At 65.7% G+C, this 22,388-nt stretch carries 18 protein-coding genes; 3 read left to right on the top strand and 15 right to left on the bottom strand.

The genetic code is table 11. From position 1 onward, the window contains the following. Positions 1–40: 40 nt before the first annotated feature. Positions 41–634 carry a malonic semialdehyde reductase gene (locus tag IM816_RS16045; RefSeq protein ID WP_250338848.1) on the bottom strand — a complete coding sequence of 198 codons (594 nt, stop codon included), beginning with the start codon at positions 632–634 and terminating at the stop codon, positions 41–43. 135 nt (positions 635–769) lie between these two features. Here IM816_RS16045 and IM816_RS16050 point away from each other — a divergent pair, with 135 nt between their 5' ends. Continuing rightward, on the top strand, positions 770–1,735 hold the full coding sequence (locus tag IM816_RS16050) for a mitochondrial fission ELM1 family protein (RefSeq protein WP_250338849.1): 966 nt from the start codon (positions 770–772) through the stop codon (positions 1,733–1,735). A gap of 29 nt (positions 1,736–1,764) precedes the next feature. On the opposite strand, the gene recG is transcribed toward IM816_RS16050, so the two are convergent. The 4 genes from recG to rpoZ form a co-directional block, all read right to left on the bottom strand. After that, positions 1,765–3,882 carry an ATP-dependent DNA helicase RecG gene (gene recG, locus IM816_RS16055; RefSeq protein WP_256470191.1) on the bottom strand — a complete coding sequence of 706 codons (2,118 nt, stop codon included), beginning with the start codon at positions 3,880–3,882 and terminating at the stop codon, positions 1,765–1,767. 17 nt (positions 3,883–3,899) lie between these two features. Next, a complete protein-coding gene (locus IM816_RS16060; protein WP_250338850.1) occupies positions 3,900–4,283 on the bottom strand; it encodes a RidA family protein in 384 nt (127 codons plus the stop codon). Positions 4,284–4,389: 106 nt separating this feature from the next. Beyond that, a complete protein-coding gene (locus IM816_RS16065; protein ID WP_250338851.1) occupies positions 4,390–6,570 on the bottom strand; it encodes a RelA/SpoT family protein in 2,181 nt (726 codons plus the stop codon). 110 nt (positions 6,571–6,680) lie between these two features. Beyond that, complete coding sequence (gene rpoZ / locus IM816_RS16070; RefSeq protein ID WP_072323734.1) at positions 6,681–6,971, bottom strand: DNA-directed RNA polymerase subunit omega; 291 nt, start codon at positions 6,969–6,971, stop codon at positions 6,681–6,683. A gap of 175 nt (positions 6,972–7,146) precedes the next feature. Between rpoZ and IM816_RS16075 the strand changes: the two genes are divergently transcribed. Beyond that, entirely contained in the window at positions 7,147–7,974 is an 828-nt protein-coding gene (locus IM816_RS16075; RefSeq protein ID WP_250338852.1) for an MlaA family lipoprotein, read from the top strand. Positions 7,975–8,265: 291 nt separating this feature from the next. Here the strand turns inward: IM816_RS16075 and IM816_RS16080 are convergent, their stop codons facing one another. From IM816_RS16080 to IM816_RS16090, 3 genes are all read right to left on the bottom strand, one after another. Further along, a complete protein-coding gene (locus tag IM816_RS16080; protein ID WP_250338853.1) occupies positions 8,266–11,367 on the bottom strand; it encodes an efflux RND transporter permease subunit in 3,102 nt (1,033 codons plus the stop codon). A 5-nt stretch (positions 11,368–11,372) separates the two neighbouring features. Continuing rightward, positions 11,373–12,509, bottom strand: coding sequence for an efflux RND transporter periplasmic adaptor subunit (locus IM816_RS16085; protein WP_250338854.1), 1,137 nt, complete (start codon positions 12,507–12,509; stop codon positions 11,373–11,375). A 117-nt stretch (positions 12,510–12,626) separates the two neighbouring features. Then, positions 12,627–13,088, bottom strand: coding sequence for a MarR family winged helix-turn-helix transcriptional regulator (locus IM816_RS16090; protein ID WP_072323738.1), 462 nt, complete (start codon positions 13,086–13,088; stop codon positions 12,627–12,629). Between the two features lie 78 nt (positions 13,089–13,166). Between IM816_RS16090 and IM816_RS16095 the strand changes: the two genes are divergently transcribed. After that, the gene (locus IM816_RS16095; RefSeq protein WP_250338855.1) at positions 13,167–13,673 is read left to right on the top strand and encodes an O-acetyl-ADP-ribose deacetylase; all 507 of its coding nucleotides are present in this window, start codon (positions 13,167–13,169) and stop codon (positions 13,671–13,673) included. An 18-nt stretch (positions 13,674–13,691) separates the two neighbouring features. Here the strand turns inward: IM816_RS16095 and IM816_RS16100 are convergent, their stop codons facing one another. The 7 genes from IM816_RS16100 to IM816_RS16130 all read right to left on the bottom strand — a co-directional run bounded on the left by IM816_RS16100 (position 13,692) and on the right by IM816_RS16130 (position 22,305). Beyond that, on the bottom strand, positions 13,692–15,401 hold the full coding sequence (locus tag IM816_RS16100) for a BatD family protein (protein WP_250338856.1): 1,710 nt from the start codon (positions 15,399–15,401) through the stop codon (positions 13,692–13,694). A gap of 2 nt (positions 15,402–15,403) precedes the next feature. Next, the gene (locus tag IM816_RS16105) at positions 15,404–17,308 is read right to left on the bottom strand and encodes a tetratricopeptide repeat protein (RefSeq protein WP_250338857.1); all 1,905 of its coding nucleotides are present in this window, start codon (positions 17,306–17,308) and stop codon (positions 15,404–15,406) included. Beyond that, a complete protein-coding gene (locus tag IM816_RS16110; protein WP_072324013.1) occupies positions 17,305–18,285 on the bottom strand; it encodes a VWA domain-containing protein in 981 nt (326 codons plus the stop codon). The genes IM816_RS16105 and IM816_RS16110 overlap by 4 nt, the downstream gene beginning before the upstream one ends. After that, the gene (locus IM816_RS16115) at positions 18,278–18,784 is read right to left on the bottom strand and encodes a DUF4381 family protein (protein WP_250338858.1); all 507 of its coding nucleotides are present in this window, start codon (positions 18,782–18,784) and stop codon (positions 18,278–18,280) included. The genes IM816_RS16110 and IM816_RS16115 overlap by 8 nt, the downstream gene beginning before the upstream one ends. Further along, a complete protein-coding gene (locus IM816_RS16120; RefSeq protein ID WP_250338859.1) occupies positions 18,784–19,704 on the bottom strand; it encodes a DUF58 domain-containing protein in 921 nt (306 codons plus the stop codon). Before IM816_RS16120 ends, IM816_RS16115 begins: the two co-directional genes overlap by 1 nt. After that, a complete protein-coding gene (locus IM816_RS16125) occupies positions 19,701–20,693 on the bottom strand; it encodes an AAA family ATPase (protein WP_250338860.1) in 993 nt (330 codons plus the stop codon). Before IM816_RS16125 ends, IM816_RS16120 begins: the two co-directional genes overlap by 4 nt. Positions 20,694–20,814: 121 nt before the next feature. Continuing rightward, positions 20,815–22,305, bottom strand: coding sequence for an Ig-like domain-containing protein (locus IM816_RS16130; RefSeq protein ID WP_250338861.1), 1,491 nt, complete (start codon positions 22,303–22,305; stop codon positions 20,815–20,817). Positions 22,306–22,388: the final 83 nt, after the last annotated feature.

Genomic DNA, 22,388 nt, shown 5'->3' on the forward strand with positions numbered 1-22,388 from the left:
CCATACAACAGCGGGACCGGGCGGTCACCGCGGGAAACGATCAGAGAATCTGGGCCGCTTCGTCGAAATCGAGGCGAGGCAGACGACCGAACAGATTCTTGTTGGGATCACCGTAGCCGATGTTCACCAGGAAGTTCGACTTGATGTGCGTGCCTGCGAAGAACTCCGCATCCACGCCTGCCTGGTCGAAACCGGACATCGGACCGCAATCGAGCCCCAGCGAGCGCGCGGCCAGGATGAGGTAGGCACCTTGCAGCGAACCGTTGCGCATGCCGGCCGACTGGATCATCGGCTCGTTGCCCACGAACCAGCTGCGCGCATCGGCGTGCGGGAAAAGCTTCGGAAGCTGCTCGTAGAAAGCGAAGTCCGTCGCGACGATGGCCGTCACCGGCGCCGCCATGGTCTTCTCGACATTGTTCTCCGAGAGGAACGGCTTGAGGCGCTCCTTGGCGTCCTTGGACTTGATGAAGCTCAGTCGCATGGGCGAGGCGTTGGCGGCGGTGGGCCCCATCTTCGCCAGCTCGTAGATCTGCCGGATCTGCTCGTCGGTCACTTCCTTGGGAAGCCAGGCGTTATAGGTACGCGCAGTGCGGAACAGCTGGTCGAGGGCGGCATCGGTCAACGGGGCGCTCATGGATATCCTTGTACAGTGACGGAGAACCGGTAACCCGGCATCCTCACAGTGTAAGCGCCACCGCGCGCTCGTGAACCGGTCAGACAAGGAACGAACTGTGCCGAAATCGATAACAATCGAACCCGGGGAGACCGCATGAGCACCCTTCCTCCGGGTTCCTGCTGGGTAGTCACCGATGGCGCGGCAGGCAACCGGCGCCAAGCGCTCGCACTGGCCGAGGCGCTGACGCCATCCATTCGCGAGATCGTCGTGGACTTGCGTGCGCCCTGGTCGTGGTTCGCACCGCGTGCCTTCCCGGCCGCCCGACTAGCCCTCGGCCGCGACAACGAGAGTTTCCTGCCGCCATGGCCCAGGTTGGCGATCGGTTGTGGACGCCAGGCCGCCTGGGCCACGCGGCACATCCGCCTCTGGTCCGAGGGCGCGTGCCTCGCCGTGCAGATCCTCGACCCGCGGATCGATCCGACGCACTGGGACATGGTCATCGCGCCGCGCCACGACGACCTGCGCGGCGACAACGTGCTCAACCCGCTGGGTTCGCTGCATCCCATCGACGATGTATGGCTGACGGACGGGCGGGAAGCGTTCGCTCAGTTCGCCGAACTCCCCTCGCCTCGCCTTGGCGTGCTCATCGGCGGCGTGCGCCATGGCGGGCCGTTCGACATGACGGCCTTCGATGCGTTCCTGCGCGCGGTGCGCGCGCGTCACGACCGCGATGGCGGCACGGTGCTGGTGGCGGCATCGCGGCGCACACCAGCGGGCGCACTGGCGGGCATCCGCGAAGCCTTCGCGGGCGTACCGGGGATCGTCTGGACCGACAGCACGGACGGCGCCAATCCCTACCCGGGCATCCTCGGCTGGGCCGATCGACTGGTGGTCACGCCGGACTCGGTCAACATGCTTTCCGAAGCCTGCGCCACGGGTCGGCCGGTGCATACGTTCGTGTCGACACCCCTGCCGGGGAAACTTGCGCGCTTCCATGCCGAGTTGCGCTCGGCCGGGCTACTGCACGACCTCGACGCACACACCCCCGATCGACAGACGCCGCTGCGCGAAACCGCGGCGATCGCGGCGGAAGTAAGGCGGCACCTCGGCCTGACCTGACGGACTTTTCGCAGTAGGCGCCGCGCCGGTCAGGCGTCGACGTAGCGCGCAGCCTCGCCCACCCAGCGGGCGATGAGGCGTTCGCAACGGTCGGGATAGTCGCGCATCATCACCTCGGCCACGCGCTGCACGTCGGGCATGAGGTGGCCATCCCGCGCCAGGTCGGCAATGCGGAATTGAAGCTGGCCCGTCTGCCGCGTGCCGAGCACCTCGCCCGGGCCGCGCAGTTCGAGATCCTTCTCCGCGATGCGAAAGCCATCGTTGGTTTCGCGCATCACCTGCAAGCGCTCGCGCGCAAGGCGTGACAAAGGGGTCTGGTAGAGCAGCACGCAATTGGAGGCGATGGCGCCACGACCCACGCGACCACGCAACTGATGAAGCTGCGCGAGCCCGAGGCGCTCGCTGTTCTCGATCACCATCAGGCTCGCGTTAGGCACGTCCACGCCCACTTCGATCACGGTGGTCGCCACCAGCACCGCGAGTTCGCCGGCCTTGAAGGCGTCCATGACCGCCTGCTTTTCCTTCGGCTTCATGCGGCCGTGAATCAAGCCGACCGCAAGGTCCGGCAACCCCGTCGTCAGTTCCGCATGGGCTACCTCGGCAGCCTGAGCATTCAGCTGCTCGGACTCCTCGATAAGCGTGCAGACCCAATAGACCTGACGCCCCTGCATGCAGGCGGCGTGGATGCGTTCCATCACGTCGTAACGACGCTCGTTGGAAATCGCCACCGTCTGCACCGGCGTGCGGCCAGGCGGCAGTTCGTCGATCGACGAGACATCCAGGTCGGCATAGGCGCTCATCGCTAGCGTGCGGGGAATCGGCGTGGCCGTGAGCACGAGCTGGTGCGGAATCAGCTCACCCTCCGCGCCCTTGTCGCGCAGCGCGAGCCGTTGGTGCACGCCGAAACGGTGTTGCTCGTCGACGATGACGAGACCGAGCCGGGCGAAAGCCACGCCTTCCTGCATCAGCGCATGGGTACCGACGACGATGTGCGCCGTACCGTCGGCCGCGTGTCCAAGTGCGCTCTTGCGCGCCTTGCCCTGCACCTTGCCGGCAAGCCATTCGACCTTGAGCCCCAAGGGCTCCAGCCACGCACGGAAGTTGCGCAGGTGTTGCTCGGCCAGCAGTTCGGTCGGGGCCATGAGCGCCACCTGGTACCCGCTTTCGACAGCCGCCACCGCGGCCAGCGCCGCGACGACGGTCTTGCCGCTGCCGACATCGCCCTGGACCAGCCGCAGCATCGGGTGCGCGCGGGCCAGATCGCGCGCCACTTCCTGCGACACACGCGCCTGCGCGCCGGTAAGAGCGAACGGCAACGCGGCAAGCAGACGATCGTGCAACGCGCCGGCGCTCTTCAACGCAGGCGCCTTGCGCTTCTTTACTGCCGCACGCATGCGCCGCAGCGTGAGGTGCTGGGTCAGCAATTCTTCGAAGGCCAGGCGCTGCTGGGCCGGATGACGCCCCTCGCCCAGTTCGCGAAGATCCACTTCCGGCGGTGGCCTGTGCACGTACAACAAAGCGTCGCGCAGGGAACTGAGCCCGGTCGGCAAGCCAGCGCTCTCGGGAATCAGTTCGAGCCGGTCATCGGTGGGCAGGTGCGCGAGCGCACGCGCGACCACACCAGCCAGACGACGAGGTCCAAGCCCTTCCGTGGTGGGATAGACCGGAGTCAATCGCTCGTCCACGACGACGGGCTCGTCCGGCTCGATGCGCTGGTATTGCGGATGGACGATCTCCAGCCCTTGCGGCCCTTGGCGCACCTCGCCAAAGCAGAGCAGCCGCGTACCCTTCGCGAGCTGCTCCATCTGCGCCTTGCGGAAATGGAAGAAACGCAGCAGCAACGCGCCGCCGGAGGCGTCGCCGAGAATGACCTTCAACTGGGGCCGGAAACGGAATCCGCGCTCGATGAAGTCGACCGTGCCTTCGACCTGCGCGCGGTCGCCGGGGCGCAGGTCGGCGATAGGCACCACGCGGGTGCGGTCTTCATAGCGCAGCGGCAGGTGAAACCAGAGGTCCTGCACCGTACGCAGGCCGAGCTTACCCAGCGTATCCGCCAGCGCCGGCCCCACGCCGCCCAGCGACGTCAGGGGCGTACGCCCGGGGTCCGCCGGTGTCGTGGCGGCGGGCGTCGTCGGATGGCGGACCACGGGAATGACGAAAGGACTTAAGGCAGGACGAGAATCGCGTCCACCTCGACCTGGGCGCCCTTCGGCAGACCGGAGACCTCGATGGTGGAACGCGCCGGGTACGGCTGCTGGAAATACTCGGCCATGACGGCATTCACCGCAGCGAAGTTGCCGAGATCGGTCACGTAGATGCCCACGCGAACGATGTCGGACAGCTTGCCACCCGCCGCCTCGGCCACGGCCACGAGGTTGTCGAACACGCGACGCGTCTGCACGGTGATGTCGCCCTCGACAAGGTTGCCGGTCGCCGGATCGAGCGGGATCTGTCCCGAGAAATACACCGTGTTGCCGGCGCGCACGGCCTGCGAGTACGGGCCGATGGCCGAGGGGGCCTTGTCGGTGGCGATGGTGCTGCGGGTCATGGGTCGTCCTCGATGGGGAATCGGGACAGTCTATCGAGGTTGCCGATCGAGGCCCACCGCTCGATGCGCCCTTGCCGCGTGGCCTATCGCCGACGCGGCCGGGAACTCATAGCGGATGCCGGTACACGCCACTGACCACGCCGGTGCGGCGCACGCGGCGCATCACGTCGGCCAGATGCTTGCGATCCTTCACCTCGATGGCGAAGAGCAGCGTGGCGGCCGTGCTGTCGCGCTCGATGTATTCGACGTTCTCGATGTTCGATCCCGCATCCGCGATCGCGGCCGCGACCGTGGCGAGCACGCCCGGACGGTTGAGCACCTCGATGCGAAGTTCGGCGCGGTAATCGCCACTGACGTCGCGATCCCATTCGATGGCGACGATGCGCTCGGGCGTCTTGCGGAACTCTGCCACGTTCGGGCATTCCACACGGTGCACGACGATGCCCTTGCCCGACGATAGGAAACCGACGATTTCGTCACCGGGCAGCGGGTGGCAACAATTGCCGAAGCTGAGCACGCCACGCTCGGCGCCGCTGATGCGGATTTTTTCCGTCGAGTGCTCCTGTGGCACGGGCGGCGTGTCGTCACGCGGCCCGAGCAGCGCCACGAGTTGTGCGGCGACCTGGTCGGCGAAGCGATTGCCGAGGGCGATCTCCGAGAGCAGTTCCTCGAGGCGTTTCAGCTTGGCCTCGTCGAGGAAGCGGTCGAGCGCGGCGGCCGGCACGGCATCGAGGCTCAGCCCGCGCGCATCGAGCGCGCGGTCCAGCATGCGATGACCGAAATCGACGGCGTCCTCGTGCTGCAGGTGCTTGAGGTATTGGCGGATGGCCGTGCGCGCCTTGCCGGTGACCACCGCTTCCAGCCACCCCGGGTTCGGTACGGCCGACGGCGCGGTGATGATCTCCACTTGCTGACCGGATACCAGGCGCGTGCGCAGCGGCACCAGCTTCTTGTCCACGCGCGCGGCGACCGCGTGATCGCCGACGTCGGTATGCACCGCGTAGGCGAAATCGAGTGCGGTCGCATTGCGCGGCAACGAGAAGATGTCGCCACGCGGCGTGAACAGATAGACCTCGTCGGGGAACAGGTCGATCTTGACGTTTTCGAGGAACTCCGAGGCCGACGGCGTATGGGCCTGGCTGTCGGCAAGAGCGGAAAGCCATTCGCGCGCACGCGCCTGTGCGCTGTTCGCGGGGCCGGAATCGCTCTTGTACGCCCAATGCGCCGCCACACCACGCTCGGCCACCGACTCCATTTCCGCGGTACGGATCTGGATCTCGATCGGCGCACCGAACGGACCGAGCAGCACCGTATGCAGCGACTGGTAGCCATTGCCCTTCGGAATCGCGATGAAGTCCTTGAACCGGCCGTCCACGGGTTTGTAGAGACCGTGCACCGCACCGAGCGCCATGTAGCAGTGCATGGCCGAATCGGTGATGACGCGGAAGCCGTACACATCCATGAGCTGCGCGAACGACTTGTGTTCGTTGCGCATCTTCGAATAGATGCTCCATGCCGACTTGATCCGGCTGACGGCGCGCCCCGGAATCTTCTCCGCGGCAAGACGCCCTTCCAGCGCCATCTCGATCTTCGCCATCGCTTCGCGACGGTTGCCGAGCGCGGCACGGATGCGCTCACCGATGATGCGGTGGCGATCCGGATAAAGCGCCTTGAAGCCGAGATCCTGCAGTTCGGCCTTGAACTTGTTCATGCCCAACCGCTGGGCAATCGGCGCGTAGATCTCAAGCGTCTCCCGCGCGATGCGTCGCCGGGACGGCGCATCCTTCGCACCCAGCGTGCGCATGTTGTGCAGGCGGTCGGAAAGCTTGATCAGGATCACGCGCAGATCGCGCGCCATCGCCAGGAGCATCTTGCGGAAGCTCTCCGCATCGGCCTCGGCGCGGCTGGAAAAGCGCATCTTGTCGAGTTTGGTGACGCCGTCGACCAGTTCGGCCACGGTTTCACCGAAGGCACCGGCGAGCTCGTCGCGCTCCAGCCGGGTGTCTTCCAGTGTGTCGTGCAGGATCGCCGCGATGATCGTTTCCGCGTCCAGGCCGAGATCGGCCAGCACCTGGGCGACGGCGACCGGATGCGTGATGTAGGGCTCGCCGGACTTGCGCGTCTGGCCTTCGTGGGCCGCGGCGCCGACCAGGAAGGCTCGGCGGATGCGCATGACCTGGTCATGCGGCAGGTAAGTGCCCACGCGGTCTTCAAGCGCCTGCACATACGGCGGCACTGGGCCGTCATCGGCCACGTCGGTCAGTTTTTTCGCAGGGATGACTTCCATGGGGAGAACCTCCCGCCCTCAGGCGGAGCCTCCCGCGCGCCGCCTCAGCGGCCGCGCCTCAATGTGCGCAGATTGCGGATGAATGCAGGGCCGACAGCGACCCGGCGTCATCAGTCATCTCCGCCCTTCGAGAGGTCGTCGTCCACTTCCGTGGCGGCCCACTCGAGGGCTTCGCGCTCGGCGCGCTCGCGGGCAGCGCGATCGATTTCATCGATCATTTCATCGTTGACGCGGCGATCCGCGATCTCGCGGAGAGCGAGCACGGTCGGCTTGTCGTTGCTGGGATCGAGGGTCGGCTCAGCGCCCTTGGAGAGCTGACGGGCGCGCTTGGTCGCCATGAGCACGAGCTCGAAACGGTTGTCGACTACCTCGAGGCAGTCTTCCACGGTAATACGGGCCATTTCAAATCCTTGACAATAAAGACACTTCTGACGACGCAGTTTACCGGCCCCGGCCGTTGGCTGGCAATCGGTGTAGGGGTATCATGCGCGGTTCTGACCAGGACGGACGGCAGTGGTGCAAATAATAATACCGCGCGGTACACTAAAGAACCGCCCCAGCCCCAAAGCCCCATCGATGCGCCCCCTAAAACTGCCCCGGATCGTCCGCAACATGCTGGGCCTCGTCGCCGTCGCCCTGCTGGCTGCCTGCCATATCGCGCCGCCTCGTACGGACGACCCGAACGAGAACTTCAATCGGAAGGTCTACGCCTTCAACGATAAGCTCGACAAGGCGGTCATCCGTCCGGTCGCGGTCGGCTATCGGAAGGTGACCAACCCGCCGGTGCGCACGGCCATCAGCGATTTCTACACGAACATCCGTCTGCCGATCACGGTGGCGAACGACCTGCTCCAGGCCCGCCCGAAACAGGCATTCCTGTCGACCAGCCGGTTCGTGGTGAACCTGACCATCGGCTTCCTGGGCTTCAAGGATCCGGCGAGCCTGCTGGGCCTGCCGCTGGAAGAGAACGACTTCGGCGTGACCCTGGCCCGCTGGGGTGTGCCCGAGGGTGACTACCTGGTTCTGCCCCTCGTGGGGCCGACCACGGTTCGCGACGTGTGGCGTCTCCCGGTCGACAGCTATTTCTTCGACCCGATCAGCTACTACTCGCGCAATCACGACTACAAGTACGGCCAGGAATACGTGCCGCAGGTACTCTATCTCGTGACGCTGCGCTCGCGCGGCATCGATGCGGAGAGCTTCCTCGCCTCGGCCTACGATCCCTACGTATTCATGCGTGACGCCTACCGCCAGCAGCGCCTGTACAACATCTACTACGGCAACCCGCCCGCGGAAGCCATCGAGCAGATGCAGGGCCTGAACGACAACAAGGACTTCGACCCGGACGAACTGCTCGACGAGCAACACAACTGGGAACGGAAGAACGGCGAGAAGCAGCAGTAAGAAAAAAGCCCCGACACGATCGGGGCTTTTTTTTCGGGCACCTGTGTGGGAGCCGCCATCGCGGCGAGGACCAAAGCACATGTGGGAGCCGCCATGGCGACGAGGGAATCTTGCCGGTGGGAGCCAGCCTGCTGGCGATGGGAACATGACTCACGGCTACACCGCTTCGTTGGCTTATCGCCACCAGGGTGGCTCCCACCGCTGCTCCGTTCGCCCCTCGCCGCCATGGCGACTCCTACGAGAGCGGCGCAGAGTGTTTGATCTCCCCGCTCGATCGCAGCATGGGCTCACTCAGTGCGCCGGATCGCTCTGCAACTTCCGTGCAGGCGACAGCCGATCCTGCAGGCGATTCATGTAAAGGTAGATCACCGGTGTGAGGTACAGCGTCAGGATCTGCGAGACGACGAGTCCGCCAACTACCGCGAGACCGAGTGGACGACGCGTCTCCGCGCCAGCACCGACGCCCAGGGCAATCGGTAGCGTGCCGGCGAACGCCGCCATGGTGGTCATCATGATCGGCCGGAAGCGCACGCGACACGCTTCATAGATCGCATCGAACGCCGCCATACCCGCGTCGCGCTGCCGCTCCAGGGCGAAGTCGATCATCATGATCGCGTTCTTCTTTACGATGCCGACCAGCATGATGATGCCGACGAAGGCAAACAGGTCGAGCGACGCATTGAAGATCACCAACGTGAGCAGTGCGCCAACCGCAGCGGCGGGAAGGCCCGAGAGAATCGTCAACGGATGGATGAAGCTCTCGTAGAGAATGCCCAGCACCAGGTAGATCACGAACACTGCCAGCAGCAGCAAGAGACCCATGCCCTTCACGGAATCCTGAAAGGCCTGCGCCGTGCCCTGCACGCTGCCGCTCAGGGTCGGCGGCAGTTTCATATCCGCCGTCGCACGATCGATGCTGGCTACCGCGTCGCTGAGCGAAACACCGGGCGCGAGATTGAAAGACACGGTCACCGCGGGTAGCTGGCCCTGGTGATTCACTGTCAGCACCTGCGGTTTGCGTTCGAAACGCGCCACGGTATTGAGCGGCACGAGCTTGCCGCTGTCCGAGGTGACGTAAAGCCGCGAGAGGACGGCCGGGTCGTCCTGCATGCGCCGCTCGACCTGCAGGATCACCCAGTACTGTGTGGCCGAACCATAGATGGTCGAGATCTGGTTCTCGCCGAACGCGGTGCCCAATGCCGTCTGCACCTGATTCATGGTGAGACCCAGCGGCGCCAGCTTGTCGCGATTGACGGTAACCACCATCGACGGGCTGTTGAGATCGAGATCGGTGGTCACGTCCTGGAAGCCCGGCAATTTCTGGAAGGCGGCGACGAGCTTGCCCGACCAGTCGTACAGCGCCTGCAGATCGGTCGATTGCACCGTGTACTGGTACTGGGCCTTCGATTGCCTCCCGCCGACCTGGATCGCCGGAGGATTCTGGATGTACGTACGAACGCCGGGCACCTCGGCGAACTTGCGCCGCAGCTGCTGGATGATCTCGTCGGGTGTCGTGTGGCCACGATCGGCGGGTGCCCTCAGTCGCAGCAGCAGCGAGCCGGAATTCACGGTGGCGCGCGGTCCGCCCGCGCCGACGCTGGACATGACCGCCTCGATGTTCGGGTCGTTCCCTGCGATGTCCGCCAGCGCCTGCTGGCGTGCCGACATCGCGGCGAAGGAAATGTCGGTGGGCCCTTCGGTCGTGACACGCAACTGCCCGCTGTCGCCCGCTGGAATGAAATCCTTCGGCACCACGGCGAACAGCAGCCCGGTGGCCACGAGGCTCAGAACGAGCGAAGCGATGACAAGCCGAGGATGGTTCATGCACCACGCGAGCGTGCGCGTATAGCCGGACGTCACGGCCGCAAAGCCGCGGTCGAACCAGACCACGACGACGCTTCGCTTGCCATGATCGTGCGCCTTGACGAAGCGACTGCACAGCATCGGTGTGAGCGTGATCGAGACGAAGCCAGAGATCAGGATCGAGACACTGATCACCACCGCGAACTCGTGGAAGAGGCGACCGACGATGCCACCCATGAACATCACTGGGATGAACACCGCCACGAGCGACAGCGTCATCGAGAAGATGGTGAAGCCGATTTCGTTGGCACCTTTCACGGCCGCATCGAAGGGCGCCTCGCCCAGTTCGATGTGGCGCATGATGTTTTCCAGCATGACGATCGCGTCGTCCACGACGAAGCCCACGGCGAGAGTGAGCGCCAGCAGGGAGAGATTGTCGAGGCTGTAGCCGAGCGCAAACATGGCGCCGAACGTGCCCAGCACCGAGATCGGCAAGGCCACCGCGGGAATCAGCGTGGCCGAGGCGTTGCCAAGGAACAGATAGATCACCAGCACCACGAGCACACCCGCGAGCACCAGCGTGAACTGCACGTCGTGCACGGAGTCGCGAATGGATACCGAGCGGTCGTACATCACGCTGAGGGTCACGGAGGGTGGCAGCGTGGCAGTAAAGCCCGGCAGCAGGCTGAGGATCTTGTCCACGGTCGCCACCGTGTTGGCACCGGGCTGCCGCTGGATGGCGAGCGTGATCGAGCGATGTCCGTTGAACCAGCTCGCCCGCTGATCGTCCTGCACGCTGTCATGTGGCGCCGCCACGTCGCTCAGGCGCACGGGCGCACCGTTGCGATAGGCCACGACGACCTGCCCATAGTCGGCCGCGCGCATCAATTGGCCGTCCGAACGAATCGAAAGAAGCTGGCGCTTGCCGTTGAGCGAGCCGGTCGCCTTGTTGACGTTGGCAGCTGCGATGGCATCGCGCACCTGGTCCACGCCGATGCCCGTGGCGGCCAGACGATCGGGATCCACGGCGATGCGCACGGCGTACTTCTGCGACCCGTAGACGTTCACCTGCGCCACGCCGTCCACCATGGACAGGCGCTGCGCCAGCTCGGTTTCCGCGTAGTCGTCCACGGTCGACAACGGCAGCGTCGGCGACTGCATGGTGAGGAACAGAATCGGGGCGTCCGCCGGGTTGACCTTGCGGTAGGTCGGCGGCGTGGGCATGTCCTGCGGTAGCTGGCGCTGGGCTGCCGAAATGGCCGCCTGCACATCCTGCGCCGCGCCATCGATGCTGCGATCGAGCGCAAAGGTCACCGTGATGGTCGTCGATCCCAGCGAACTCGACGAGGTCATCGAATCGATCCCGGCGATCGTCGACAACTGTGCTTCGAGTGGCGTCGCCACCGATGACGCCATCGTCTCGGGCGAAGCACCCGGCAGACTCGCACTGATGTTGATCGTGGGGAAGTCGACGTTGGGCAGCTCGTTGACCGGCAGCCTGGGATAGGCGGCGATACCGAAAATGACCAGCGCCGCCATCAACAGCGTGGTCATCACGGGCCGGCGGATGCAGAGTTCCGGCAGGTTCATCGCCCTCACCCCTTGTCGATGCGCACGCGGGCGCCGTCGACGAGCAGCATCTGACCTTCGGTAACGACGCGCTCGCCCGCCTGCAGGCCCTTGTCCACGACGACGCGATCGGCCGTGGTAGCGCCGGTGGTAATCGAGCGCTGTTCGACCGTGCTGTCGGGCTTCACGACGAACACGAACGTACCCGTCGACGAACTCTGCAACGCCACGACCGGAATGCTGATGGCATCGAACAGGCGAGTCGTGGGCAAGGTGACTTCGGCGAACTGGCCGGGCGTGAGCCGACCGTCGCGGTTGGTGAACCGCCCCTTCAGGACGATCGTGCCGGTCGTCGCATCGACGGCGTTGTCGATGAATTCCAGCTCGCCCTGCAACGGTTCGCCCTCGTCGCCAGGAATCTTCGCCATGACGGCGAGCGTCCCGCGGCGGACGCTCTGGCGCACGGCGGCGAGGCTGTCCTCGGGAATGGCGAATGCCACGCGAATGGGGTCTACCTGATTCAGCACCACGATGTCGGTGGTGTCGGCGGAGAGGGTGGCCCCCGGATAAGCGAGCGGCGCACCGGTCACGCCGTCGAACGGCGCGACGATGGTCGTGAAGTCCAGTTGCGTTTGCGCGGCACGCGCCGCGGCGCGATCGCTTTCCAGCGCAGCGCGCGCCACGCCGAGGTTGGCCTTGTAGAGGTCGTAGTCCGCGCGGCTGACGAAGCCCTTGCCGAGCATGTTCTCGTAGCGGGCAAGGTCGGCCTCGGCCTTCACGAGCTGCGCCTGGTCGCGAGCCACGTTACCCATGGCCTCGTCGTAGGCCGCTTTCAGCGGCCGCTGATCCACCTGCGCGAGCAGGTCGCCTTTCTTCACGTGAGACCCAGGCGTGAACGCCAGCGATTGAAGTTGCCCGTTCACCCGGGACCGGACATTGACGGTGGAGTACGCCTCTGCCCGGCCGATGACCTTGAGGGAAAGATCGATCTCCCCTTGGCTCGCCACGGCAGTCGTGACCGGCACGCCAGCATTCGCTGCCCGACCTGGAACCTCGGCGGGGGTCTTGCCGCCGGCCTGATGCCGCCACACGCCGATACCGAGCGCGGCGATGGCCACGAGGCCGACGAGGAGGAGAAGCTTCTTCCCTGGGGATCGCTGCATGTGGGCTCCGGCCGAATCCCTGCGATTCGGTCGCCGCGCTGGGGAAGCACGGGCTGGTTGCTGGGACGGTTATCCGTAAAAGCTAACGCATATCCTAATCCATCCGTTGACCCGTCTTCAGGCTTCGTCGGAGGGCCCGTCCAGACCTTGCAGGTTCTCTTTCATGCGGTCGAGGACTGCCAGCATGGTTTGCAGATCGCCCGTGGAAATCCCTTGGGTAGCATCACGGCGCAGGCCGCGGGCGATGTCTTCCATGTCGTCGATCACCCCGCGAGCCTGATCGGTGTCGTGCAGGCGCCAGGCGCGACGGTCCTTCGGATCGGCGCGGCGCTCCACGAACCCTGCAGCTTGCAGGCGGTCGATGACGCGACCTACCGCGATCGGTTCCATGTCCAGTTGCTCGGCCAGCTCGTTCTGGCGCATGCCCGGGCGGCGATGCAGCGCCTTCAAGGCACGCCACTGCGCGCGGGTCAGACCAAAACGCGTCGCCCTCCGGTCGAAGTGCTTGCGAAAGAGCAAGGTCACATCGTTGATGAGATAGGCGAACGAGATGTCTTCAACTTTGAGTTGGTCGGCCATAACCTTGGGTGGAATATCCGGACTGTCTGGCGGCCATCGTAGCCAAATGCCGACGAGCCGTCACAAGGAGCTTGCGCCATGCCCTTCGAGGTGATCGAGACAGACATCACCACGCTCGCCGTGGATGCGATCGTCAACGCAGCGAACGAATCCTTGCTGGGTGGCGGCGGCGTGGACGGCGCCATTCACAGAGCCGCCGGACCGGCGCTGCTGGCGGCATGCCGGGCCCTGCCCGAGGTACGTCGCGGCATTCGCTGCCCCACGGGTGAAGCCCGCATCACGCCCGGTTTTGCCCTGCCCGCCCGATTCGTCATCCACACGGTGGGCCCGGTCTGGCATGGCTGCGCCCGTGGTGAAGCTGAGCTTCTGGCGGACTGCTATACGAATTCCCTCAAGCTGGCCCGTGAGAATGGCGTGGGTTCGATCGCCTTCCCCGCCATCAGCGCAGGCATCTACGGTTATCCGGCAGAAGCGGCCGCAGAGATCGCGGTCCGCACCGTCCGCGATGCTGCATGGCAGCCGGAGCGCGTGGTGTTCTGCACCTTCGGCGCGACGATGACCCGCATCTACGAAGGTCTGCTCTAGGCTTCAGCAAGCACTGACCTAGCGGGGATATAGGGGAGGCAATGTGCCGGATTTGCCCGTAGATTCAGCTGGCAGCCAATCGAACCCATCCGCGAAGGCATCGCGCAGTGCCGTGCCCGGCGCACTTCCGCCTGCGAACCGGGCCTGCTGCAAGCTGGCGATGGCGTCGCGTTGACGACCCTCGCGCAACGCCGCGGCCAAAACACCTAGCGAACGCATGGAGGGGCGATGGACGCGTGCCCAAGCGAGAAGCGCATGTTCGATCGCTGCGAGGTCGCTGCCTGCAACAGCCGCGCGGAAACGTTCGCGAGCCGCGCGATCGCTCGTGCCATCCGTAGTCGTCCTGCCGGGTGTCGGCAGAGCCTCTTCACGCTTGCCGCGCCGGGAGAGCACGAACCACGCCGCCATCGTGAGCAGCCAGAGCGCCACCGCGACGATGAACAACGTCCGCCACGGCAGCCTCTCGGTGTCCGTCGTTGCCGAAACCGTGTCTTTGATCGGAACGACACCAGGCGCGGAGGCCGATGACGCGGCGGTGCCCGCCGCCGCAGGCGCGGAGGGCGGCGGCGCGACCGCGCCACCCGCACCGGGAAGCACTTCCACATCGTGCGCCGGAATGGTCGCCACTTCGGCCTTGTCCGTGACGACGTTCCACCAGTGCAGTGTCGTGGCGGGAATGTGCAGCGTGCCATCACGCGTGGGCACAACGGCGAACGACTGCTGGCGACGCCCGGTGATCCACGATCCGCTGCTGCCGCCGCCCGTCACGGCCTTGTCGGGATAGACGTCCGCGCCGTCGAGCTTCGGCAGCGACAGGGCCGGCAACGCCTCGAATGGCATGCCCGTGGCATCGAGGCGCATGGTGAGCGTCAACGGCTGCCCGACCCTGGCCTTGCCGTCTGCGGGCAATCCGTCGAGAGAAAGTTTCAAGTCGCGCGCTGGTATCCAGGCGCCTTCGGAGGCCGACGCGGGACGTGCGCGCACGTCGACCCGCACACGTTCGGCCACGGCGTTCACCGGTTCGCCACCACCGAAAAAGGAATTCATGTCGGAAGGATCGACTGCCGTGCCCTCGAACGTGGGCGGCTGGATCTCCAGTGTGCCGGCGTGTTGCGGAAAGATCGCGTAGTGCCGCTCCACGACGTTGAAGCGTCGCCCGCCGCGCATGACCTGATAGTTCGCATCCTGGCCGACACGGCGCACTTCGGCGCCTTCGGCGGACGGATCGCCAAGCTGGCCGTCTGCCAGGTTCACCGCGAAGGAGAGCCGCAACGTGTAGTCGATCTGCTGCCCGACATAGGCATGGTTGGGCTCGACCGTTCCTTCCAGCGAAACCGGGCGGTCCGCCGATGGAACGCGATCGTTGGCGGTAGCGACCACGTCGAGCGTGACCGGCTGCGTCTGCTGGCCGGCAATCGTCAAAGGCGGGATGGTGAGGTGGCCTTCGCGCCGCGGACGCAGCGCAATGCCCAGGATCGTTCGCGATTCGCGCTTGCCGTTGACGATGCTCAGCGTGTGGTTCGTCGACGTTTCCAACACGACGAAGTCCGGCGTGAGCGGCGAAAGGTCGGGCGAACCGGTCGTCTGGTCGCCGACCTCGATGTTGAGAGTGACGGTTTCGCCGACGCCGACGCGATTGCGGTCGAGCGATGCGACGGGGCCGCTGTCCTGCGCCCAGCCCAGCAGCGGCGCGCACGACAACACGAGGCCGAGAAGGATTCGACGCATGATCATTCTTCCGGTTCCGCGCCGTGGCGGCGTTGATATTCGAGCATGAACTTTCTCCGTAGCAGGCCACCGGGGTCGTCGGGCACGCGCATGAGCGCGCGCTGCACGTCGGGCGGCAACTTCGACGACGCGTCGTCACCGGCCATGGTGCCGAGGTCGTGGTCCCGCTCGCCCGGCTTGCCGTTCGCCTTGCCGGCCAGTGCGGCATCCATCTTTTCCTTCAGCGCTTCCTGCGCCTGCTTGGCCTGCGCCTGCTGTGCTTCGGACTTTGCGGCGGCGTCGCCTTGCGGCGCCTGCCCCTTTCCGTTGTCCTGACTGCGATCGGCACCATCGCCTTCGCCCGCCTTGTCCTTGGCGCCCGCTTCGTTGCCGCCGTCCTTCCCATCGGCGCCGGACTGCTTGCCGCTCTGGCCCTGCTGTCCGTCCTTGCCGTCTTCCTGGCCTTGCTGCTGATCCTTGTCCTGGTTGCCAGAAGACTGTTGCTGGTTCTTGTCCTGCTCGCCCTTACCGCCCTGCTTGTTCTTGTCCTGCTCGGATTTCTTTTGCTGCTGTTGCTTGAGGAAGTCGGCCACGGCCTTGCGATTGGCGGCGGCGTCAGCGTGGTGCGGATCGCGCTTGAGCGCGCGATCGTAGGCTGCGAGGGCGTCCTCGTAGCGCTGCTGTTTGGCGAGTGCGTTGCCGAGGTTGTATTGCGATTCGGCGTCGTCACGCTGCGCGAATGCGGTTTCCGCGGCGGCGTAGTCGCCCGCACGATACGCCGCTGCACCACGCAACGCCGGATCGTGTGCGAGTGTCTGCGCTCGCTTTGCATCACCCTGAGCAAGCGCCTGTGCCGCTTGCTGGTCGCGCGTGCGGAACAGGTCGGTCAACCCGTCGGCGCGTGCAGGCGACAGCGGCACGAAGGCCAAGGCAAGCACGAGCAGCCAACCTCTCCGGAACGCCAACGCCACGATGGGAAGCAAGGGAAGCAGCAGCCACGGGCCGCGGTCCTGCCACTGTCCAGACGTCGCACCGTTGATCGCCTTGGCATCGCCGTCGCCACGCACCAGAGACGCCAGTGACTTCACGTCGGAACTGTCGTCCGCGACGGGCACGAAGCGTCCACCCCCCGCCTCGGCAACGGCACCGAGTGACGCATCGTCCCGAGGCGCCATGACGATCGCGCCATGCTCGTCCTTCAGGAATCCGCCCTCGCTGGTGGGAATGGGGCCGCCGCGGGTGCTGCCGACGCCGAGCACAGAAACGCGATCGCCCGCGGCACGGGCGCGCCGGGCCGCGGCGACGGCTTCGCCATCGGCCCGATCGGTAACGAGTACGATCGAGCCGCCGCGAAGACCCGCGTGACGGATGAGATCGGCCGCCTGGTCGATGGCCTTCCCAGGATCGTCTCCCTCGACCGGCATGGTGTCCGGTGCCAACGCCGTCAGCAGATCGTCCACGCTGTGCGCGTCGGTGGTGAGCGGGGCAACGGTGAACGCCTCGCCGGTATAGGCGATCAAGGCATTCATGCCATCGCCGTTCGCGGCATAGAGTTCGCGGATCTTGTAGCGCACGCGGCTAAGGCGATCGGGTACGACGTCGTGCGAAAGCATGTGTGGCGACATCGACACGACCACCACCTGCGCGGCGCGTTCGGCAAACAAGGGCTGGGCCTGCTTGTCCCATGTCGGCCCGGCAAGCGCGACGATCGCAAGCAAGGCCGCCGAGACGAACGCCGCCACCGGCGCGCGCGCGGCAGAGGGTTCGCCATCGAGCAGGTAGGGCAACAGGGCCGGATCCGCCAGCCGCGCCAGCACGCGTTGCTCCGCGGGCCGACGACCCACGAGCCAGGCCAACACCGGCACAAGCACGAGCAGCCACAGCCAGTGCGGCTCGATGAAATGAAAATCGCGCAGCCATGTCGTCATGCGGCCGCCCTCGTACCGACATAACGCGGCACCATAGCGAGAGCGAACAACAGGCACGCCGCCAGCAGGGGCCAGCGGAACAGCTCCACGTGCGGACGCAACGCCGCGCCCTGCTGCGGCACGGGTTCGAGCGTGTCGATGGCGCGATACGCATCGGCCAGTTCGCTCGTATCGGTGGCGCGGAAGAAACGACCGCCGGTCTGATTGGCAATGTCGGTGAGCATGCCGACGTCGAGATCGGCGGAGGGATTGACGACGCGACTGCCGAAGAAATCGGGCACACGCATCGCATTCGCACCGATGCCGATGGTGTACACGCGCACGCCTGCCGCCTTCGCCGCCCGGGCCGCCTCACGCGGTGCAATGGAACCGGCGTTATTCACACCGTCCGTCAGCAGCACGACCACACGGGCTTGCTCGGGCATGTCGGCGAGGCGCTTCACAGCGACGGCGAGCGCGTCGCCGATAGCGGTCTCACGACCCGGCAGGCCGACGACCGCGCCATGCAACTGTGCGCGCACGGCGTCCAGATCGTACGTCAGCGGCGTGACGAGGTACGCCTGCGAACCGAACAGAATAAGCCCCAGCTGATCGCCTGCACGGCGATCGATGAAGTCGCCCGCGATGGCTTCCACCGCGGCGAAGCGCGTGACATCACGACCCGCGAGCTGCATGTCGCCGAGCGACATGCTTCCCGAAAGATCCACGGCGAGCATCATGGCGCGGCCGCTCCGTCGTTGCGGCTCTGGCGGACCGAGCTGCTGCGGACGCGCCGCAGCGACCACAAGGCACACCCACGCGAGCACCAGCAGCAGGGTCGCTGCGAAGGGCGCCTTCGCCAGCGACGCCTGCACGAGCGCCAGTCCGGGCTGTGGGAGATTCAGCGCTTGCGCCGGCTTCACCGGCCGCAACACGCGGCGCAACAACCAGGGCAGCGGCAACGCCAGGAAGAGCCACGGCCAGGCGAACTCAGGCAGGGACATGCGATGCCCTCCGTGCGTTGGCCCCGCGCGACGGACGACGCAACGCGGCACGCACCCAGGCCTCGACCTCACGTGCCGCGGCGTCGACGTCGATCGGCATGTCGCGCCGGTACTTCGCATCGTCCAACGTAGCCAGCAGCGATACATTCTGGGTCGGCGCCATGCGAGCGAGCGCCGCCCGCCAGGCTTCGCCGGACAGCGCAACGCTTTGCGGCTCGCGCGTGCGAGCGACGCGCCGTACGAGTTCGCTTGCCTTGGCCGCGAAGGCGATGGCGTCGCCATCACGCGCATGCCGTTCGCGGGCATCGCGCAAGTCGGCCAGGGTCGCATCCACGTAGCGTCGCCATGTGATACGACGTCGCCACACGATCACAAGAACGACGAGTGCGATGACGACAAGCACCAGCAACACCCACCAGCCCGGTGCCCATGGCCACCACGGGGACACCGGCGGCACGTGGATGTCGCGCAATGCAGGACCGTTCTCGGGCATCACCGACTCCTCGCCTGACCGAGCAGAGCGACGATCGCGTCGAGCGGATCCGCCGTGGTGTCCAGTGTGCGGTGCTTCAGACCAAGGCCCGCGCATAACGTATCGAGCCTGTGCCGGCCGTCGCCAAGGGTGCGCGCGAAATCCGCACGCTGGCGCTCGCCGTGCAACGCCACGTCGTAGTGCACGCCACGATGGGCGAACGGATAGCGCCCTGCAGGCGGCTCGGCGAGTTCGAGCGGATCGGCCACGGTAAGCACCGCAACTTCCGCTTTCGCGACGAGGCCGAGCATGCGTCCTCGCGCCGCATCATCCACGGCGAAACCGTCGCTCACCAGCAGCACTCGGGATGCGCCATGCATGAGCCGGCCGGCACGTTGGAGTGCACTCGACAGCGTTTCGTCCTCTGCCGGTGGGAGCGCATCCCACGCCGCCAGGGCACCCGCCACGGCAAGCGCGCCACGCGCACCGCCCTGCGGACGCAGCAGATGACGCTGACCGCCGAAGGCCAACACGCCGACGCGATCGGCGCCGCGCACCGCATACCACGCCGCCATGGCCGCAGCTCGCGCAGCCTGTACCGACTTGAAGCGCGTACGCGTACCGAAGCGCATGCTCGCGTTGGTGTCGAGCAGGATGAGCAATCGCCCTTCCCGTTCTTCCTGGAACAGCTTGGTATGCGCCACGCCACTGCGTGCGGTCAGGCGCCAGTCCATCCGGCGCACGTCGTCGCCGGGCTGGTAAACGCGCGACTCGGCGTAGTCCATGCCACGTCCGTGCAGGCGGCTGGGGCGCTGCCCGCTGCGCTGCACGCGCGAAACCACGGGGGGCGCGGGCGCCCGCGCCACGCGCGAACGCAGGGCGATGAGTTCGGGAAGCGAGACGTGAACGCGCCCGTCGGCGCTGGGGGCGGCGGCGTTCACGGCAGCGGAACGAGGTCCAGCAGGCGGTCGATGACCGTATCGATGCGGACGCCTTCGGCCTCGGCCTCGTAACTGGGCAGCACGCGATGGCGCAGTACTTCATGCGCGACGGCGTGAACGTCGTCCGGCACCACGTAATCGCGCCCGGCCAGCCAGGCGTGCGCGCGGGCGCAGCGATCGAGTGCGATCGTGGCACGCGGGCTTGCGCCCCAGGCGATCCAGCGGGCGAGTTCCGGACCGTACTTACCGGCATCGCGCGACGCGACCACCAACTGGGTGATGTAACGCTCGAGCGGCTCGGCCATGTGTACGGCAAGCACGGCGTCGCGCGCCGCGAAGACCTCTGCGGGACGGAGTACATAGGACGGCGGCGGCGCAGGATGCACCACCTCGCGCGCCTGCTCGCGGGCAAGGCGAAGAATCGCCAGTTCGGCATCGGCGTCCGGGTAGCCGATGGTCACGTGCATGAGAAAACGGTCGAGCTGCGCCTCGGGCAACGCGAAGGTGCCCTCCTGCTCGATGGGATTCTGCGTGGCCATCACCATGAACAAGTCGGGCAACGGCCAGGTTCGTCGACCGATGGTGATCTGCCGTTCCGCCATGGCCTCCAGCAGGGCCGACTGCACCTTGGCTGGCGCGCGGTTGATCTCGTCCGCGAGGACGATGTTGTGGAACACCGGACCACGCTCGAATTCGAAGCTGCCGGTCTGCGGTCGGAAGATATCTGTGCCGGTCAGATCTGCGGGGAGCAGGTCGGGCGTGAACTGGATACGGTGGAAATCGGCTTCGATACGCGTGGCAAGCGCCTTGATCGCCGTGGTCTTCGCCAGCCCGGGCGCACCCTCGACCAGCAGATGGCCGTCGGCCAACAGGGCGATAAGCAGGCATTCGACCAGATGCGGCTGGCCGATGATGCCCCGCGCCAGTTCCTCACGCAGGCGGACGAAGGCGTCCTGAAGCGGCGTGGCGGCAGCGGGCGTGTCGGACATGGGCGGGGTCTCGTGCAGGGCGGAGGCCCGATGAGACCACACGAACGCCCAGAAGTTTAGGGCCGAAGGTCAGTTCGGCCCTGTCGCCTGGACGCGGGCCACGACCCGCGCGACCTATGTGCTACTTCAAACCCACCGTTTCTCCGGCTTGCGTGGCAGGTCTGCACTTCCCATTTCTTTCGAGGACGTGGATGTAGAACATGCCATGCCCGACGTCGCCGCATGGGTCGCTCGCCCAATAGTAGTCCGCGACATAAGGCCAGCGACTGCCGAAGACCAGTTGCATATTACCGATGTCGCCTGAAATGGGCATGCGTTCCCCTCGGCTTGCCAAATCATCCAGCGCAGTCTGGTAGGGCATGTTGCCCGCATATCTGACCTGCAAGACATTGGTCATGGTGACTTGGTATTCGGCACGTTGACCGGCGCTGTCCTTCACGGAAATGATGGCCGTGCCATTCGCGCGCGGCGTGACCTTTCCCGTGGAACTCACCACCGCCACAGCGGTATTGCTGCTGGTGTAGGTATAAGGCGGACGGCCGCCAAAGGCCGTACGCGTGATCGAGTTACTACCGTCGAAGCGCGGCAGGATGTCGGGCCGCTGAGTGATGATGAACGCTTCGCCGTCGAGATAGACAGGACGCGTATCGAATTGCATGTCGACAGGACCAGACCCGGAATCGATCTGGTCTTCCTCGAAATAGGCGAATGACGCCCTCCCTCCCCTCGCCGCCGCCAAGGTGAGCCGAATGACAGGGATAGTCTGGCCATAATGCTGGAAATACCGAAGCTGATCGTTCTGCGCCTTGGCGCGCGCGTCAAGGTACCCATCTACGTAAAAGAAGGATTGGATCGGCAGGGTTGCGCCCGTTCCCGTTGCCCACGTGGCTAGGCGCAGTTCGTTCTGCGTGACCCATAGTTTGTTTGCCATAGCCCTGCGAGTGCCGACCGCCGCCATGAATCGCGCTGCCTGATCGCGCTCGCCCGAGCGCACACTCCAGCCACACTGGAAATGGTACGGATTGGCACTATTGTCGTATTTCTTCAACCACTCCGCTGCCGTATTGATGCCCTGATCCGTGCAGGGTCGGGAATCGGCGGGGTAGGCCTGCGTCGGCCCGCACCCTTGTAGCGAAGGCCGATCATTGCTGCCTGCATCGTGCGGGAAGACGCAAAGCACTTCGATGTTGCTGTTCTTTCCCGGCGGCGTCCGCAATACGGGATAGAAAATGAATCCGTTCCTGTAGCCGTATACGAGGTTCGAAAAATTGCTGTCCGCGCGAAGCCAGGAGAACGAGACGCCGCCGGAGATGATGGAGGCATTGCTTGGATCCCAGGGTAGGACCGCGGGATTGTTCTCCGTCGCTCGCACCATGACGCCACTGCACAGAGCCGCCGCCAGACCGGGATTGCCGCAGTCACTCACCTTGTCGTTGTACCAGCGCGTGAGTTCCGCGGCCGCGTCGGCACCCTGTTTTCCCGTTGGCCGTGGCTGACTCGCGGTGACCTGGGGCGCATCGTCGTAAGGGACGATAACGGACCGCTCCGTCGATACGGGGACGGCGCAGGCAGACAGCAAAATGACGAAGAAGAAACCAACGAACCGCTTCATGGCGCGCTCCTTGCGCAACGAGCACCACCGGGTGCCTTCCCGGTATCGAATCCCTATGCCATGTCGATGCTATATCCCCGATC

Origin of the sequence: Luteibacter flocculans (genome assembly GCF_023612255.1) — a bacterium.
Classification (GTDB): domain Bacteria; phylum Pseudomonadota; class Gammaproteobacteria; order Xanthomonadales; family Rhodanobacteraceae; genus Luteibacter; species Luteibacter flocculans.

Coding starts and splice junctions, on each gene's coding strand:
- IM816_RS16115 (WP_250338858.1), bottom strand. CDS start 18,784: ATGCCCGAGAACGGTCCTGCATTGCGCGACATCCACGTGCCGCCGGTG.
- IM816_RS16060 (WP_250338850.1), bottom strand. CDS start 4,283: ATGACCCGCAGCACCATCGCCACCGACAAGGCCCCCTCGGCCATCGGC.
- IM816_RS16095 (WP_250338855.1), top strand. CDS start 13,167: ATGCCCTTCGAGGTGATCGAGACAGACATCACCACGCTCGCCGTGGAT.
- IM816_RS16085 (WP_250338854.1), bottom strand. CDS start 12,509: ATGCAGCGATCCCCAGGGAAGAAGCTTCTCCTCCTCGTCGGCCTCGTG.
- IM816_RS16105 (WP_250338857.1), bottom strand. CDS start 17,308: ATGACGACATGGCTGCGCGATTTTCATTTCATCGAGCCGCACTGGCTG.
- IM816_RS16130 (WP_250338861.1), bottom strand. CDS start 22,305: ATGAAGCGGTTCGTTGGTTTCTTCTTCGTCATTTTGCTGTCTGCCTGC.
- IM816_RS16075 (WP_250338852.1), top strand. CDS start 7,147: ATGCGCCCCCTAAAACTGCCCCGGATCGTCCGCAACATGCTGGGCCTC.
- IM816_RS16125 (WP_250338860.1), bottom strand. CDS start 20,693: ATGTCCGACACGCCCGCTGCCGCCACGCCGCTTCAGGACGCCTTCGTC.
- IM816_RS16065 (WP_250338851.1), bottom strand. CDS start 6,570: ATGGAAGTCATCCCTGCGAAAAAACTGACCGACGTGGCCGATGACGGC.
- IM816_RS16080 (WP_250338853.1), bottom strand. CDS start 11,367: ATGAACCTGCCGGAACTCTGCATCCGCCGGCCCGTGATGACCACGCTG.
- IM816_RS16050 (WP_250338849.1), top strand. CDS start 770: ATGAGCACCCTTCCTCCGGGTTCCTGCTGGGTAGTCACCGATGGCGCG.
- IM816_RS16100 (WP_250338856.1), bottom strand. CDS start 15,401: ATGCGTCGAATCCTTCTCGGCCTCGTGTTGTCGTGCGCGCCGCTGCTG.
- rpoZ (WP_072323734.1), bottom strand. CDS start 6,971: ATGGCCCGTATTACCGTGGAAGACTGCCTCGAGGTAGTCGACAACCGT.
- IM816_RS16045 (WP_250338848.1), bottom strand. CDS start 634: ATGAGCGCCCCGTTGACCGATGCCGCCCTCGACCAGCTGTTCCGCACT.
- IM816_RS16090 (WP_072323738.1), bottom strand. CDS start 13,088: ATGGCCGACCAACTCAAAGTTGAAGACATCTCGTTCGCCTATCTCATC.